The sequence below is a fragment of the Steroidobacter cummioxidans genome (assembly GCF_003104955.1).
The window spans coordinates 50,651-67,868 of sequence record NZ_LSRW01000009.1 but is presented as its reverse complement, the minus strand read 5'-3'; the positions used below and the strand labels follow the sequence as shown (position 1 = coordinate 67,868).

Genomic DNA, 17,218 nt, shown 5'->3' with positions numbered 1-17,218 from the left:
AGGTCCTTGCTCGATGACTGTTCAAGTAAGCGCGGTCACTCGACCGTGCATTGATTGACTTCTTCCAGGCTGGTAATGCCGGCCTTCACTTTCGCAAGGCCCGACTTACGCAGATCCCAGATACCTTCCTTGGCCGACTGCTCGGCAATGTCCACCGCATTGCCATCCTGCAGGATGATGCGCTGAATCTCTTCGGACACCGGCATAACTTGATACAAGCCGGTACGACCTTTGTAACCGTCGGTGCACGATCCGCAGCCAACCGGCTTGAAGATCTTGATGCCTTCGTCGATCTCTTCCTGCGTAAAGCCTTCTTTGAGCAGGGCTTCGGGCGGCATTTCCATGGGCGCCTTGCAGTTGTTGCACAACCGGCGCGCGAGGCGTTGCGCGATGATCAGCGACACTGAGGTCGCGATCGCGTAGGGCTTCACGCCCATGTCGATCAGACGGGTCAACGTCTTCGGTGCGTCGTTGGTGTGCAAGGTGGACAGAACCAAGTGGCCGGTCTGTGCGGCCTTGATCGCTATTTCGGCGGTCTCCAGGTCTCGGATTTCGCCGACCATGATCACGTCCGGGTCCTGGCGCAGGAAGGCGCGCAGCGCCGAGGCAAATGTCAAACCGACTTTGGGATTGACGTTGACCTGGTTGACGCCAGGCAAGTTGATTTCCGCCGGATCTTCGGCGGTGGAAATGTTCGTGTCCTCTTTGTTGAGGATATTCAAGCCGGTGTACAGCGATACCGTCTTGCCGCTACCGGTCGGCCCGGTGACCAGAATCATGCCGTGCGGCTGCGCCAGCGTCTTCAAATACAGATCGCGCTGGGCCTCTTCGTAGCCAAGCGCATCGATGCCGAGCATGGCGCTGGAAGGATCGAGAATACGCGCGACGATCTTTTCGCCGAACAGCGTGGGGCAGGTGCTCACGCGGAAGTCGATGGCGCGATTCTTCGAGATGCGCATCTTGATGCGGCCGTCCTGCGGGATGCGACGTTCCGCGATGTCCAGACGCGACATGACTTTGATACGCGCTGCCAGCTTCACCGCCAGTTGCACGGGCGGGGCGGCGATCTCTTTCAAGAAGCCGTCGAGACGCAAACGAATGCGATAGGACTTTTCGTACGGCTCGAAGTGAATGTCGGAGGCGCCGCGCTTGATCGCGTCGAGCAGCACCTTGTTGACGAAGCGCACGATGGGGGCGTCTTCCACATCGTCGCGACTCGCGGCTGCGCCGTTGTCGTCTTCGTCGCCGCCGGTGACTTCGAGATTCTCGAGATCCAGGTCGTCATCAGACAGCGCCGGCATCTGAGTATCGACCTGTTCCATGGTCTTGTTGGCGATCTTCTGCAGCTTGTCCTCTTCGACCACCACTGCTTCGATGGACAGGCCGGTCTGGAATTTGATCTCGTCCAGTGCGTGCAGATTGGTGGGATCGGAGACTGCGACGAACAGTCGCTTGCCGCGCTTTAGCAGCGGCAGCACGCGGTGTTTGGCAAGAAGCTTGTCGGAGACCAGCTTGACTACGTCGAGGTCGAGCTGAACGGCGTCCAGGTCGAGCAGCGGCACGCCGAATTCCTGGGCCGCGGCAATGGCAATCTCTTTCGCATCGGCAATGCCTTTGCTGACCAGGTGCGAGACCAGATTGCTGTCGCTTTCCTTGGCGCTTGTCAGCGCCTGCGCCATGGTCTGTTCGTCGATCAGACCGTCCTGAATCAACCGCAGCGGCAGGCCCTGGAGTGCCAGGCGCTGCGCATTCAAAGCGGGTGCGACGTTGTCAGCCATGGGTGTGGGAGTGCGAAAAAATGACGGGTAGTTTTACCCTAAGCCGGGGGCCGTGCAAATTGTCAAATCCATGGCAATGCTCGCATATCGAAGCGGCTTTTCAGCGTGACCGGGCTCACACGCACAGTGAGTTTTTTGCCCAGTCCGAAATAAAGAAAGCCCCTCCGAGGAGGGGCTTTCATGCACTCTAGACAGCGCTATTAGGTGCGGCAGTTCGAGGGCAGGTACTTCGCCAGCACCGAGGTGCCGTCGGCAGCCGACGGAACGGTCGGGTCTGTCACGCCAGCCGGTGCCGTGGCGCGGCCACAAACCCAAATCACGTCGCCGTTGGCGCTCAGCCGCGGACGCAGGTCCAGGATGGGAGTGGCTGTCAGGTTCGCGTTCGCCTGGAGGCCGTAAGTGATACGGATCGTGCCGGGGTTGTTGATCGTCACGCTCGCGACATATTTGCCGCTCGGGTTGTTGGTGTAGCCCAGCTGACCGGCGGCGTTACCAACCAGTGCGGTCGGCCATTCGCCCTTGTCGGCGTAGTACTCGGCAACGCTCGCCTTCACGGCGCTGGCGAGGTTCAAGCCTTCAGTGGCCTGCGAACGAATCGTGTAGTCCTGATAAGCCGGGATGGCGATAGCCGCCAGGATGCCGATGATCGCAACCACGATCATCAATTCGATCAGGGTGAAGCCCTTTTGGACCTGCTTAATCATGTAAAAGTCTCCAGACAGTGGGTTCGAAACAACAGCGGCTAATTTCGCCAGCGAGAGTACCAAAGCAAAGGCTGTGCCAGCGATGCGCCGGTCTCGTAAGTTGCTGTTACTACAAAGGATGAAGCGGGTGTTGGGGCGTTACGTCAGATTGCCGTTTCGGCCTGACTCGGGCACGCCGGGGCGCAAAGTGACCAATTGCGTCAGATGCCGACGTTCAGGGGAGACACGGGAAACTGGCGACGCCTTGTCGGGGCCGCGGGTGCGGCCGCCCTCACTCGATCCCGAGCTTCTTGATCCGATACCGCAGCGAGCGAAAGGTCATGCCGAGCAGCTGTGCCGCCTTGGTTTTGTTGTAGCGCGTCTGCTCCAACGCGCGGACGATCGCATCACGCTCGATGTCTTCGAGCGCGTCACCGAGTCGTTCACCGGGTGCGACGCTGTTGGGGATCGGGACTTCGTTGTTGGTGACCTTCGGCCGCAATTGCAGATCGCCAGCATCGATCACGCCGTTCACGCACAGCGTCGCGGCGCGCTCCAGTACGTTCTCCAGCTCACGCACATTGCCGGGAAAGTGATATTCCCGCAGCGCCCTGGACGCCGCTTCGGTAGCGCGTAACGAGCGATTGCCAATCTGCCGCCCGAGCCGCGTGACGATGGAATCGACCAGCTCGTCGATGTCTTCCAGGCGCTCACGCAGCGGCGGCACGCGGATCTCGATGACGTTCACGCGATAGAACAGGTCTTCACGGAATTTTGCTTCCGCGACTTGCGCGGCAAGATTCTTGTGAGTTGCCGACAAGATGCGCACGTCGATGGGCTGCTCGCGCGACTCACCGACCGGCCGGACGGTTTTTTCCTGAATCACGCGTAGCAGCTTCACCTGCATGTGCAGCGGCAGATCCGCGATTTCGTCGAGGAACAAAGTACCGCCCTCGGCGGACTGAATCAGGCCCTGCTTGTCCGCAACGGCGCCGGTGAAGCTGCCTTTGCGATGGCCGAACAGCTCGCTCTCCATCAGTTCGGTGGGGATGGCGCCGCAGTTCACGGGCACAAAGGGCCCTTCGCGACGCGGACCCGCCTCGTGAATCAGATGTGCGACCAGTTCTTTACCCGTGCCCGATTCGCCGTAGATGTGCACAGGTGCCTGGCTGCGCGCGACGCGCTCGATCATTTCGCGCAGTTGCTCCATTGCACGCGAGCGACCGAGCAGCTTCACCTGTGGCAGCTGAACCGTGCTCTCGATGTTCTCGCCCAGTTTGAGCGTGGCGGTGATGAGCTTGCGTAGCGCAGCGACGTCGAGGGGCTTGGAAATGAAATCGAAGGCGCCGAGCTTGAGCGCGCGCACTGCGGTTTCGACATTGCCATGCGCGGTGATGACGGCCACTGGCGTTTGCGGCTTATGCGTCTGGATCCATTCGACCAGGCTCAGCCCGTCGCCATCCGGCAGGCGCATGTCGGTCAGGCAAAGATCGAAAGGATTGGCGCGCAGCTCACGCGTGGCTGCGGCAATCGTGTCGGCCGCGGTCACGTCGAGATTCATGCGTTCGAGCGTGATACTCAGCAGCTCGCGGATATCCGGCTCGTCGTCCACGACGAGCGCGCGGGGCTTCTTCACTGTGTTTCCCAACGTTGAGGATCGGCGAACACGAGACGGAAAATACTACCACCGCCGGCACGAGCCTCATAAATCAGCACGGCGCGGTTGCATTGGGCCATCTCCCTGGCAATGAACAGTCCGAGACCCGTGCCCCCTTTACCGGCCGTGAAAAACGGCTCGAAAATTCGTTCTGCGTCGGTCGCCGAGATGCCGGGGCCGCGATCCAGCACCTCCAGCATCGGTCGCTCCGAGGTCGCCATGCGGCCGGTCCGGATCTCGATCGCGTCATTGGAATCGAATTTGCGGCCGTACTTCAGTGCGTTCTCGCACAGATTCCACATAAGTTGATGCAGATGCGAGGGATCGATGCGCACTTCGAGCTCGGGCGTCGAGGTGGTGATGTACAGCTTGCTGGCGTCCACTTGCGCGGTTTGCCGGAATTCGCCGACGAAGTCTTCCAGCCAGCCGTTCAGCTCGATGCGCTCCTGACGGGTCGAGTCCCTGCGTGACAGTTGCAGGACGTTGTTGATGATCATGCTGACCCGCTCGCCGTTCTTGGTGATGATGTCCGTCAAGCGGCGCTCTTGGGCTGTCAGTTGCGGTGCTTCGGCGAGCAATTGCGCAGCGTGACTCATCGCACCGACGGGGTTGCGGATTTCGTGCGCGATGCTGGCGCTGAGCCGGCCGAGCGCGGCCAGCTTGGATTGCTGAACTCGCTCGGCGATCAGCGTCGTATCCTCGAGGAAAATCAGTGTGGGTCCGCCGCCGCCACCGCTGCGCAGTGACACGAAATGCGGTTGCACCAGGCTGCTGCCGTCCGAAGTCAACAGGGACAGCGAGCTCATCTGCCAGTCGTAGGTGTGGCGGCGCCAGGTATCGAGCAAATACAACAATCGCGGCGAGACTTCGCCGAGCGGTGCGCCTGCTGTTACCGGGTTCCCGTGCAACATGGACGCCGCAGATTCGTTGATGAGGCGAATTGTATCGTGGTCGTCCACGACCAGAATACTCTCGCGCAGGTGCTGCACGATGAACTGATTCAGCTCAGCGAGGTTGGCGACGTCCACCTCGCGCTGGCGCACGCGCTCTTCGCTTTCCCGCAAGCTGCGCGCGAGCGGCCCGACGCCCAGCGTGACGATGAACATCAGCGCGCCGACGATGCCCGCCGATGCGAAATCCGCTGGATCGCTGCGCGCTGCGAGCGTCGTGAAAGCCTGCTGTAATAAAAGGGCGAGCGCCGCGACCGCCGCGAACATCAACGCCAGTCGCTGTCCGACGACAAAGCTCGCCGCACCAATAGGCAGCACCAGCAATGCGCCGAGGCCGCTGTTCATGCCGCCGCTGGAGTACGTGAGCAACGAAATCGCCAGCACGTCCACGCCGACATTGAACGAGGTCTGCACCTGGCGGTCGGGCCAGCGCCGCTTGAGCGTCGGAATCGACAGCGAGGCGAACAGGAAGTACGCGACGCTGGTGAAGAAAAACAGCTGCGAATTGGCTTGCCCGACCAGGCGCGGCTCGAGCGTCCAGTACAGCACCATCAGCAGCAGCGGAATCAGCAGGCGAAACAGGTTGACGAGCGCCAGCACTCGCCAGGCCAGTTCGGCCGACGAGCCCCAGGGTAATGCGGGTGCGGGCTGCGCTGGAAGCTGTTCCAGCGGCGGCTCGGCGATTTTCAATGAGGGCTCCGAGGACATTTCTTGCTGATCGCGCCTTTGCATCCAGGCCGAATTCCTCCAGAATACGCGACCTTTGACTGTCGTTATTTTGACCGTCGCAATTTTAACCCCGCCGCACCCACGAGCCCCATGAACCTGCACGAATACCAGTCGAAAGAGTTGTTCGCCAGTTACGGCATTCCGGTCCCCAAAGGCCTGGTGGCCGCTACCGGCAGTGAAGCCGCCGAGGCCGCCCGCAAGCTTGGCGGATCGAAATGGGTCGTCAAGGCACAGGTTCACGCTGGCGGCCGCGGCAAGGCCGGCGGCGTCAAGCTGGTCGATTCGCCTGAAGCCGCCGACAAAGCCGCCGAGGCCATGATCGGCCAGCGCCTGGTCACGCATCAGACCGGCCCGGAAGGCCTGCCGATCCGTCAGGTGTACGTTGAGCAGGGCTCGAAGATCGCGCGCGAGCTGTATCTCAGCCTGGTGCTCAATCGCGATAAAGGCCACATCGCGTTCATCGCTTCCGCCGCTGGCGGCATGGACATCGAAGAAGTCGCCGAGCACACGCCGGAAAAGATCACCCGCGTGAACATCAATCCCGCCACCGGCCTGATGCCGTCGCACAGTCGTGCGATCGCCTATGGCCTGGAGCTGGAAGGCGACCAGATCGCCGAGTTCAGCAAGATCGCGCAGGCACTGTACAAGCTGTACCTGGAAAAGGACTGCGCCCTGCTCGAGGTCAATCCGCTGATCGTGACCGGCGAAGGCAAGCTGGTGGCGCTCGACGCCAAGATCAACATCGAGGACAACGCGCTGTTCCGTCACAAGGATCTCGCCAAGTGGCGCGATTCCAGCCAGGAAGATGCGATGGAGAGCGCCGCCGCCGAGCACGAGCTGAACTACGTGTCGCTCGACGGCAATATCGCGTGCATGGTGAACGGCGCCGGCCTCGCCATGGCGACGATGGACCTGGTGCAGCTGCATGGCGGCTCGCCGGCCAACTTCCTCGACGTGGGTGGCGGCGCGACTCGTGAGCGCGTCACCGAAGCGTTCAAGCTGATTCTCTCGAACAAGAACGTTGAAGCCATTCTGGTGAACATTTTCGGCGGCATCGTCCGCTGCGACATGATCGCCGAAGGCATCATCCACGCTGTGAAGGACGTGGGGGTGCAGGTGCCGGTGGTCGTGCGCATCGAAGGCACGAATGCCGAGCTGGGCCGCAAGATCCTGGCCGACAGCGGCCTGGCGATCACGCCGGCTGCCGATCTCACCGACGCGGCCAAGAAAGTGGTCGCCGCCGCCAAGGGCTAAGGCGCGCGCTTACGTTCAACCGATAACAGATACCAGCACTACCATGTCTATTCTCGTAAACAAGAACACGCGCGTTATTTGCCAAGGTTTCACTGGCAAGCAAGGCACGTTCCATTCCGAGCAATGTATTGCTTACGGCACCAAACTGGTCGGCGGCGTGACGCCGGGCCGCGGTGGCGAACAGCACCTCAACCTGCCGGTGTTCGACACCGCGCGTGAAGCCGTGAAAGAAACCGGCGCGACCGTCAGCATGATCTACGTGCCGGCGCCGTTCGCGGCCGACGCGATCATCGAAGCGGCCGACGCCGGCATCGAGCTCATCGTGTGCATCACCGAAGGCATTCCGGTGAACGACATGGTGAAGGTGAAGGCCTCGCTGGCTTCCTACGGCAGCCTGCTGATCGGCCCGAACTGCCCCGGCATCATCACCCCGGGCGAGTGCAAGATCGGCATCATGCCGGGCTTCATTCACAAGCCGGGCAAGATCGGCATCGTGTCGCGCTCCGGCACGCTGACCTATGAAGCCGTGTTCCAGACCACCAATGCCAAGCTCGGCCAGAGCACCTGCGTCGGCATCGGCGGCGATCCGGTGCGCGGCATGAACTTCATCGACGTGCTGGCGCGCTTCGAAGAAGACCCGAAGACCGAAGGCATCATCATGGTCGGCGAAATCGGCGGTGCCGATGAAGAGGCGGCCGCTGAATTCATTCGCGAGAATGTCTCCAAGCCGGTCGTGTCGTACATCGCCGGTGTCACGGCGCCTCCGGGCAAGCGCATGGGCCACGCCGGCGCCATCGTCTCCGGCGGCAAGGGCACAGCGGCCGACAAGTTCGCCGCGCTCGAGCGCGCTGGCGTGCGCACCGTGAAGAGCCCGGCCGATCTGGGCAAGGCCATCATCGAGCAGCTCGCCAAGGGTGGTAAGAAGGCCAAGGTCGTGTCGCTGCCGTCCAAGAAGGCTGCTCCCGCGGCGAAGAAGCCTGCTGCCAAGGCTGGCGCGGCCGCCAAGAAGTCCGCAGCCAAGTCCAAGGTCGCCGCGAAGAAGCCGGTGAAGGCTGCCGCCGCGGCCAAGAAGGGTCCGGCCGCCAAGAAGGCACCGGCGAAGAAGGCTCCTGTCGCCAAGGGCAAGGCTCCGGCCAAGAAGGTCGCTGCTGCCAAGGGCAAGGCGCTGGCCAAGAAGGCCGCCAAGCCGGCTCGCAAGAAGTAAGCAACCAGGCTCACGGCGGCTCGCTGCCGCCGTGAGCCCCTCGTCGTCGACCCCCGTTCGCCGATTGTTCGTCCCGCAAGCGCTATCATTAGGCCATGTCCGCCTCCCTTCGTATCGCGCTGGCCCAACTCAACCTGTTCGTTGGTGATGTCGCCGGCAATGCCCAGCGACTGATCGATACTTCTGCGCAGGCTCGCGACGAGTTGCACGCCGATCTGGTGTTATTTCCTGAGCTGAGCCTCTGCGGCTATCCGCCCGAGGACCTGTTGTTTCACAACGGTCTGCGCCGGCAGGTGAGTTCTGCGTTGGCACGCGTGCGCGACGAGACCAGCGGCATCACCGTCGTTGCCGGCTATCCCGAGTACGCCGAGCAAGACATCTATAACGCGGCGGTAGTGCTTCGCGATGGCGCAACGGTCGCCAACTATCGCAAGCAGGAGCTGCCGAACTACAGCGTGTTCGACGAGAAGCGCTACTTCAAACCCGGTCGCGACAGCTGCATCTTCGAGCTCAAGGGCATTCGCGTTGCGTTGCTGATCTGCGAAGACATCTGGGAACCGAATCCCGCACGCGCTGCTAAAGCGGACGGGGCGCAACTCATCGTCGTCGTCAATGGCTCGCCGTATTCGCTGCGCTATCAGGAGCGTCGCGAAGAGGTGGTGCGGGCGCGCGTGAAAGACACCGGCTTGCCAGTCGTCTATGTGAATTTGCTCGGCGGCCAGGATGAGCTGGTTTTCGACGGCGGCTCGTTCGTGATGAATGCACAGGGCGAGGTCGTGCAACGCATCGCTCCGTTCGTCGAAGGATTGTTTGCCGTCGATGTGGATCTGGTCGACGGTAAAGTGGAGCCGCGCCCGGCTCATGTCGAACCGCCGTTGTCAGAAGAGGCGAGCGTGTACAACGCCCTCGTGCTCGGCGTGCGCGACTACGTCAGCAAACATCGTTTCCCAGGCATCGTGCTGGGCCTTTCCGGCGGCATCGATTCAGCGCTGACCTTGGCCATCGCCGTCGATGCGCTCGGTGCCGAGCGCGTCAGCGCGGTGATGATGCCGTCGCGCTATACCTCGCAGTGGAGTCTCGATGACGCCGCAGAAGAAGCGAAGATCCTGAATGTTCGCTACGACGTAATCTCCATCGAAGGCATGTTTGCCACGGCACTCGATGCGCTCAAAGATGTGTTCGCGGGTCGCCAGCCGGACACCACCGAAGAAAACATTCAAGCGCGCAGCCGCGGCCTGTTGCTGATGGCGATTTCGAACAAAACCGGCCGCATGGTGCTCACCACCGGCAACAAGAGCGAAATGGCCGTGGGTTATGCGACGTTGTACGGCGATATGGCCGGCGGCTTCGCGCCGATCAAAGATTGCAGCAAGATGCTGGTGTATCGATTGGCGAAGTACCGCAACTCCATCGGCCGCGTGATCCCGGAGCGGGTGATCGAGCGGCCGCCGTCAGCGGAGTTGCGCCACGATCAAAAAGATTCGGATTCGCTGCCCGAATACGACGTGCTGGATGTCATTCTCGAACTGTTCATCGAAGACAATCTGTCGGTCGATGAGATCGCCGCGCGCGGCTTCGACCGCGCCACGGTCGGGCGGGTGCTCGAGATGGTGAAGCGCAACGAATACAAACGGCGCCAGGCGCCCCCGGGCGTGAGAATCAGCGACCGGGCGTTCGGTCGCGACTGGCGCTATCCGATCACGTCGGGCTACAAGACCAAGGTCTGATCTTCTGCTCGACGCGTTGGCTCGGCTGCGCAGATCATTGAGGCGGAACTCGAGTGGCGACCTGCCGTAGCAAGGTCACGGAAGCATCGCGACTGGGGCTGATAACGTAAACGGCGCCATTGAGTGTCAGCGCACCGGCTCGCTGATCATCGAGCCAGGGGCCAACGAAAGCTTTCTCGCCGATGTCTGCGAGCGCTTCGCTACCGGGTGCATTGGTGCCATCCTCCCAGTAATCGCGTGGCACGACCTGGATCATCACGCTGCGCTCGTTGGCGAGTTCCCATTGGCACCCGCTGCCCAGCGGGCCGGCGACATTCCCGTCAGCGACCGGCGAGCCCACCGCCGCGGCGATCTCATCGCGGCTCAGCAGTTTGCACAATCCGCCGGTAGCCGCGCTTGCGCCGTCTGGCGCGTGTGATATCTCGCCCGCATCGCTGCCGCCCTGCGAGCAGGCGGCAACCACCAATGCGATAGCTGCAGCAGTACAGCGTCCATATGCTCTCGTCATCGGGCCCTCTCCTGGAGTTCCTGGTCCATGTCAGGTGCTACGCAAAACGGCGCCGAATCCTGCCACAGCTCGCGCGGATTTTTACATGCAAGCCCCAAGTCCCGGCGCGCATGGCACGCGCCGGGACTGCCCACCAGGTCAGCGCTTCTTGATTACGATGGCTTTCAGATCCCTCGGCTTCACATCCAGTTGCTGCACGGCCATCGCGACGCCGATCACCGCGAGGTCGTTGTAATCGACAAACGGTGCGTCCTTGGGCACGAGGATCGACAGCACCTGGTTGGAGTGGATGGCCGTCTCCAGGGTGAGCTCCTGGCCGCCAGGCAGCTTGACCTTGCCGGAGGCGGTGGGTCCGAAGGTCTGGTTGAGATCGATGCTCGCCGCACTACCGCTTGACGAGTTGCTCACGGACAAGGAGTTGCCGCTGTCGATGATCTCCACGGCACCGTTCAACCGCACGGTCGAGTTACGCGCCTCGAACAGCGGCAGGGCGCCGCTGCGCTCCTCGATCTTCGCAGGCACATCGCCGATGCTCAGCGTCGAGTGGGTTGGGAACTTCGAGAGGGACACATTGTGCAAGCTCTTGCCCAGATCCAGAGTGAAGCCGCCCTCGATGGTGATGACCCGATTGTCAGTGATGATGTGGCTGGCATTCTGGATCAGCGAGCCGCTGCCGGCCCCCGCGCCGATCGAGATATTCCTGGCGTAGATCTCGCTGCTGCTGCTCGTGCCGTTTGAGGTCGATTGCGGGCTGGTGATGCTGGCCAGGATGTCGTTGGAGATCGAGCCCGGCTCGATGTTCGCCGTGGTGCTGCCGGTCGGGTTGGCAATCACATAGTTGCCGGCATCCGCGCCACTGAGCGTGACGCCATTGATCAGCACTTCGCGATTGTCGCCGACGGTGAAGTCGGTGTAGTGCGCGTTCACATCGAAGCCCAGCGAATCTCCAGCGACGCGATTGTCACTGACGCTGACGCCAGCGCGTGGTGTGCCATCGAACTTCTTGCCGTCGCCCGTGTAGCCGAGAATCAGCGTACGCGCAGCGATGTCGGCTGTCGCAGTGCCCGAAGTGGAGCCGAGCACGTAGTTGCTGGCGTCCGCACCGCTGACTGTGACATTGGAAATATTCACGATCTTGCCGGTGCCGACGTTCTTGTCGGCAAGCACGGCAGACTGGTCGATCGCCAGATCGTCGCCGGCGACGCGATCGTCGCTCGACGTAACCGTCATGGCAGTCGTGCCGTCATAGACACGATTGGCGCCGGTGAAGCCGACGTTCAGCGTGCGCGCGGCGATGTCGCCCGTCGCCGTGCCGCTGGCCGAGCCCAGCACGTAGTTGCCGGCGTCGGCACCGCTCAGCGTGACGTTGGAAACATCGATGAGCTTGCCGGTGCCGACGTTCTTGTCGCCGAAGCTCGCGGTCTGGTTGATCGTCAGTGCATCGGTGCCAACGCGGTCATCGTTCGAAACGACGCTTGCGCTCGTCGTGCCGTCGTAGACCCGGTTGACGCCAGTGAAGCCGACATTCAGCACTCGCGCGCTGATGTTGCCGGTGCCGCTGCTCGTCACGGTGTAGTTCGCGGCATCTGCGCCAGTGAGTGTGATGCCGTTGATCGTGACGTGCTTGCCGGTGCCCACGTTCTTATCGTCGAATGCACCGGCGACACTGCTGTAGTCCTGTCCAACCAGGTCACCTCCGAGCAGGCCGCTGACCGATGCGCCGCTCGAATTGAGCGATGCGTTGGTCGTGCCGTCGTAGGCGCGGTCTGCGGTGAGACCGGACACCGTTAGCTCCTTCGGCGTAATCGTCAACGTGCCACCAGTCATGGTGCTCACGTTATAGCCCAGCTCTGCGGCGCCGGAAGATGAGGTCGCCGCGATCGAGTGCGTGCCGACGATGTAGTTGCCCGAAGTCGACTGCGCGCCGCCGATCGCATAGGTGAAGTTGGTGCTGGCATCGCCGTTGCGACCGCTGACGATGGTGGTGGTGAGTGTCGGCGCGCCGCCATACACCGCCGTTGCATCGTCCACATCGACGGAGACCGTCGGCTGCTCGCGATAGATGGCGTACACGCCGGCGCCCAATGCCTTGGTGTAGCCCGAAGCCGACTCGTCGCTGTTGTAACGGAAGTTGCCGGACCCGAATCCCACCAGGTTCGTCAAACCGGTGCTGCCGTCGATGTCGCCGCTGTACAGCGTGGCGCGGCCGCCCGTGCCGGTGACGACGGTGACGCCGTTGTTGACGAGGATGTTTCCTCCCGCGGCAGTACCCGCCGAGGCGCTCGAGCCCGCGTTCAACACGACGGCCGAAGCGCCGGTGTTGGTGCTGCTGACACTATTGGCCAACCTCAGGTCGCCGCTGCCGGTGGAAATATTCACCTGGCCGGAGCTGGTGATGCCAGAGATGCCGCCGATCGAGCCGATCGTCAGTGCGCCGCTGTTGGCGTAAGTGAGTGCGCCGCTTTGTGCCGCGAGCGTATTGATCTGATTGGCGGCATTGGCGAGCGTGAATGTCCCGCCCCGCAGCAGCAGCGAATCGGCTGTGACAGTACCTGCCAAGCTGAACGTCTGGTTGCCGGCGTTGGTGATGGAGATGGCGCCGGGCGACGTAAGATCGCCGCTGGCGCTGACATTGCGAGCCGCGAAGGTCTGATTGCCGCCGGTCTGGATCCCGGTGGCCAACGTGATGTCGGCGCTGCTGCCTCCAGTGCCGAGCGCGCGCGTCTCGACGGACAGATTGTTGATCGTGGCGCCGCCGGAGCTGCCGGTGCGTAGCGTGACTGCGCCGGCGTTATAAGCACTCGACGTCGAGGTGCTGGTGTTGATCGTCAGGTCCTTGCCCGGCGCGGTCGCCGAGACGCCGGTGCCGGTGAAACTCACCGAGCCCGCTGCCGTCGACGGATTGGCGATCGAAGTTCTGATCGTCACGCTTTCCGCCAGCTGCGTATCGCCCGCTAACGTGACGTTGCCGCCGTTGGTGCTCAGGTTGCCATGCAAAGTGATGACGTTGCCGGTGTAGGACTGGTTGGTGGTCGTGCCGTTGTAGTACGTGCCGGCCGTGCTGACCGCAGGCAGATCGATATTGCCCGTGGCGCCGCCGCTGCTTCCGGTAGTGTTGACCACGAGTGTCTTGGCGCTGAACGTGCCGTGGTTGAGCGTGTCCAGATCGACGTTGCCGCCATTGCGACCTGCAGCCGTCGTGCTCGCGTTAAATGTATAGCCGCTGTACTGCGAGCCGGTCAGCCCCATGCCGCCGAAGCTGATGTCGCCGGCATCGCCGTCGTTGCCTTGCTCGGTGTCGATGACCACGTCGAGGAACGTGCCGCTGAAATTGGTGTTGCCGATGGCGGAGAAGTTACCGTCAAGCAGGAAGGAACTGCTGGTAAAGGTCAGCGAGCCGTCGTTATTGTCCTGGCTGCCCTTGGTGGTGAACGAAGCGCCGCTGAGATAGCTGCCGCCGGTGTTACCGAGGTTGCCGTTCATGTAGATCGTGCCGCCGGCCTGGCTGGTCGAGCTGGAGTCGACAGTGAGTATGCGACCCGCGCCGTTGGACGAAGAAATGTTACCGGTCAGCGAGATGTTGCCCGCCGCACCGGTGCTGGTGCTGTTGGCGACATCGTCGGCATTGCTGTCGATGCGCACCGAGTTCATCAAATAGATGTTGTTGCTCGCCGCGTTCAACGTAATGTTGCCGCCGTCGGTCAGCACGTCGCCATTCAAGTAGAGGTTGTTGGCGTAAATGTTGTAGTTGCCGCTGCCGAGTGCCGTGCTGTCGATCTGTACGTTGCGGTTGCCGGCGCTCAGCTGCCAGTTGCGGTCGAAATCGCTCAGCGCCACTTTGGTGTCATCGAGCACCAGGCGGCTGGCGCCGTCGGTGAAATTCAAATCGTCGGCGCCGTTCAGATCGATCGCGACGTTCTGGCCGTTCGCCTGCGAGCCATTCAACGTCACCGACAACGACTTGAAGTGATGCGAGTCGAGCTCAGTGAGATCGACGTTGCCGGCGTAGGTGGAGACGCTCAGCGAGTTGTTGCTGGCGCCCGCGCCCTGCGCGAGCTCTATGTCGGCGATGCGGCCAGTACCGCTGCGGTAGATGATGAATTCTGCATTGCCGGTAGTGATCTCGGCCTGCCCGTCCTTGGCGTTGACGGCATGAATCACGTCGCCGCTGGCACCGTCGGGATTGCCGGCGTTGATCACTGCCTGCAGCGTGCCGCTGCCGGTGTTCACCGAGTCGGTGTCGAAGCGGATGTCACCGCTATTGGTGGCGAAGCTGATGAAACGATTGCCGCCGCTCACGTCGGCGCCGCTGTTGACGCTGATCCTCGGCACCAACACGCCGGTGCCGTCGGTGGTGTAGTCGATGTGGTCAGTATCGAACAGTACCGAATGCGTGCCGATGGTCTTCACGTTCGTCATGTAGACGTTCTGGAAGCTGTCATCCACCGAGGTCACATAGGTATTGCCGCCGGAGTTGCTGTAGTTGAGCGTGTTGGCGCCGCCGCTGATGCCGCCGCCGGCGACTTCGAGGCGGTGGGTGGTGCTGCCAAGCTCGGTGCCGTAGAAGGACAGCGTGCCGCCGATCACGTCGGCGTTGCCGTCGTTGCCGCTGCCGGCCATCGTGGTGGCGGTTGCGGAGAAGGAGCGACTGCCGACGTCCACCGAGTTGTTGTCGAACGTGATGTTGCCGGCTGAGATGGAGATGTTCGAGCGCGTGCCCGCGGTATCGATATCGTCATCCAGCAGGCTGAGTACGCCGCTACCGTCAGTGTTCATCAGGATGTGGCCGTGACCGTCCAGGTCGCCGCCCAGCAGGAGCTGCTGCGTGCTATTGAGCTGGCTACCGATATTGACCGAGACAGTGCTGAAGCCGTGTGAGGCGTTCGCGTTCAACACGTTCGCATACGAATTGCCCGAGCTGTTGTTGACGGTCAGCGAATGGCCGAGCGAAGTGCGGCCGATCTTGATCGGGGCGAGCGCAGTGCCGATCGAAGCGGACTGCAGCGTGACATACGTCATGCCGGTGATGTCGGCCACGGCAGCATCGGTGTTGATCGTGGTGATGCCGGTGCCAGCCAGCAGCCGCATGTAACTGCTCTGGATATAGTCGGTATAGCCGCTGTTCAGATAGCGATAGGTGCTGCCGCTGGTGCGCAGGCTGTTGGCCGCGAGCTGGATGGAGCCGGTGACGTTGATGTCGAGCGAGCCTGAGCCGACGCTGACATAGCTGCCGTTGCTCATGCTGAAGTTGGTGCCGCTTGCCGTGGCCATGTTGCCGATCGCGGTGGGCGCGATGCCGACCACGAAGTTGCCGCCATTGGTGTTGACGACACCGCTGCTGCCGAAACTCACATCGCCCGAGGCGCGCAGCACCACGCTCAACGGATACGGGTTGCCGCTGATCGTGTTGTTGATTTCGATGTTGCGAGTGGCCCGCAAAGTCAGCGTGCGGCCGCTGCCGACGCCGCCAGTGACGTAGCTGCCGGTGGAGGTCACGGCGTCATTGATGAAAATGTCGCCGTTGCCGCCGCTGCCGGCACTGGTGTCGAGCGTGACGTTCGTGGAATTGAGCTGTGCAGCCAACGTGGCACCGGTCATGGTGCCGCCGCTCGCGGCGATGATGATGTCGCTGGGATCGAGCAACCATTCGCCGACCTCGCCGTGCGCGGCGCGCGTGTCGATCAACGAGTTCTCGCCGATGCTCACGTTACCCGCGGATGTTTCGATGAAGCCGCCATCACCGCTGCCAGCGGCCGACGCATCCAACGTACCGTTGTTGATGGTCGTGCCATGTTCCATATCGGACAGCAGCAGGATGCGACCCTCGCGCGAGGCAAGAGTTTGCGCCCGCACCGTACCGGTGTTGTTCACGACGGCCTGATTGACCGCGTCCGCCGCCTTCGCCGTCAGCACGGCGAGACCGCCGTCCGCCTGAACCAAGCCGCCGTTCTGAACGAGCGCGCGCGTGGTGCCGGCGTCGATGTTGTAACTGATCAACCCGTCGCCGACGAAATCCAAGCTCACGCCGCTGCCGGCCGCGAGCAACGCGCTGCCACCGTTGGCGGTGATGCTGCCTCCATTTGTCACTTGCGGCGCGAGCAAAGCCGCGACGCCGCCCTGTGCCGCCGATATCGAGCCCTGGTTGATGACAGCGCCGCTGGTGTCGCTGCCGCTGAACTTCAGATTGCCGGCGAGGAAATCCTCGTTGCTGATATTCAAGCTGGAAGCGACCAGTCCGCCGACGTTCACTTGCGCGCCGCGGCCGAACACGATGCCACTTGGGTTGACCAGATACACCTGGCCGTTCGCGCTCAGCGAGCCGAAGATTTCGCTGGGGTTCGAGTCGAGGATGCGGTTCAACGCGACGCTGTTCGAGCTGGCCTGATTGAAGACGACGCTCGCATCCTTGCCGATGTTGAACGTGTCCCACTGCGCGATCAGGCGATTGCTGTTCTGATTGAGCGTGAGCGTGTTGCCTTGCTGGTGGATCGAGCCCTGGCCGGCGACGATCTGACCGTTGGTAGGTAAGGCTGTGTTGTCCGCGGCGTGCGTGGCAGGCGCGAGACCCAACGCCATCAGCACGGCCAACGACAACGCGCCGCTGGCTCGCTTGCCGCGAGCTTTGACGTGTTCGGCGACGGCCACCCAGGCATTGAGACGCTCGTTCCAGACCAGGCGATACACGTGGTTGAGGGAAGGACGCTTCATGATCGTGTCTCTCGATTTCT

8 protein-coding genes and 1 pseudogene are annotated in these 17,218 nt (G+C 62.3%); 3 read left to right on the top strand and 6 right to left on the bottom strand.

Annotation, left to right across the window (positions count from 1 at the left end; all coding sequences use genetic code 11):
• Window positions 1–35: 35 nt before the first annotated feature.
• From pilB to D0550_RS06285, 4 genes are all read right to left on the bottom strand, one after another.
• On the bottom strand, window positions 36–1,778 hold the full coding sequence (gene pilB, locus D0550_RS06300; RefSeq protein WP_116808259.1) for a type IV-A pilus assembly ATPase PilB: 1,743 nt from the start codon (window positions 1,776–1,778) through the stop codon (window positions 36–38).
• Window positions 1,779–1,978: 200 nt separating this feature from the next.
• The gene (locus D0550_RS06295; protein ID WP_174842474.1) at window positions 1,979–2,482 is read right to left on the bottom strand and encodes a pilin; all 504 of its coding nucleotides are present in this window, start codon (window positions 2,480–2,482) and stop codon (window positions 1,979–1,981) included.
• 271 nt (window positions 2,483–2,753) lie between these two features.
• Window positions 2,754–4,097, bottom strand: coding sequence for a sigma-54-dependent transcriptional regulator (locus D0550_RS06290; RefSeq protein ID WP_116808258.1), 1,344 nt, complete (start codon window positions 4,095–4,097; stop codon window positions 2,754–2,756).
• On the bottom strand, window positions 4,094–5,776 hold the full coding sequence (locus tag D0550_RS06285) for a sensor histidine kinase (RefSeq protein WP_161965665.1): 1,683 nt from the start codon (window positions 5,774–5,776) through the stop codon (window positions 4,094–4,096). The genes D0550_RS06290 and D0550_RS06285 overlap by 4 nt, the downstream gene beginning before the upstream one ends.
• Before the next feature lie 111 nt (window positions 5,777–5,887).
• Between D0550_RS06285 and sucC the strand changes: the two genes are divergently transcribed.
• From sucC to D0550_RS06270, 3 genes and pseudogenes are all read left to right on the top strand, one after another.
• Window positions 5,888–7,051: an ADP-forming succinate--CoA ligase subunit beta gene (gene sucC, locus D0550_RS06280; RefSeq protein WP_116808256.1), complete on the top strand. Its 1,164-nt coding sequence runs from the start codon at window positions 5,888–5,890 to the stop codon at window positions 7,049–7,051.
• A gap of 43 nt (window positions 7,052–7,094) precedes the next feature.
• Window positions 7,095–7,958, top strand: a pseudogene (sucD, locus tag D0550_RS06275) (succinate--CoA ligase subunit alpha); the annotation flags it as partial.
• 392 nt (window positions 7,959–8,350) lie between these two features.
• A complete protein-coding gene (locus D0550_RS06270) occupies window positions 8,351–9,982 on the top strand; it encodes an NAD+ synthase (protein WP_116808255.1) in 1,632 nt (543 codons plus the stop codon).
• Window positions 9,983–10,016: 34 nt separating this feature from the next.
• On the opposite strand, the gene D0550_RS06265 is transcribed toward D0550_RS06270, so the two are convergent.
• Window positions 10,017–10,490: a hypothetical protein gene (locus D0550_RS06265; protein WP_153067069.1), complete on the bottom strand. Its 474-nt coding sequence runs from the start codon at window positions 10,488–10,490 to the stop codon at window positions 10,017–10,019.
• A gap of 138 nt (window positions 10,491–10,628) precedes the next feature.
• Window positions 10,629–17,198, bottom strand: a complete 6,570-nt coding sequence (locus D0550_RS06260; RefSeq protein ID WP_116808253.1) for a YDG domain-containing protein — start codon at window positions 17,196–17,198, stop codon at window positions 10,629–10,631.
• Window positions 17,199–17,218: the final 20 nt, after the last annotated feature.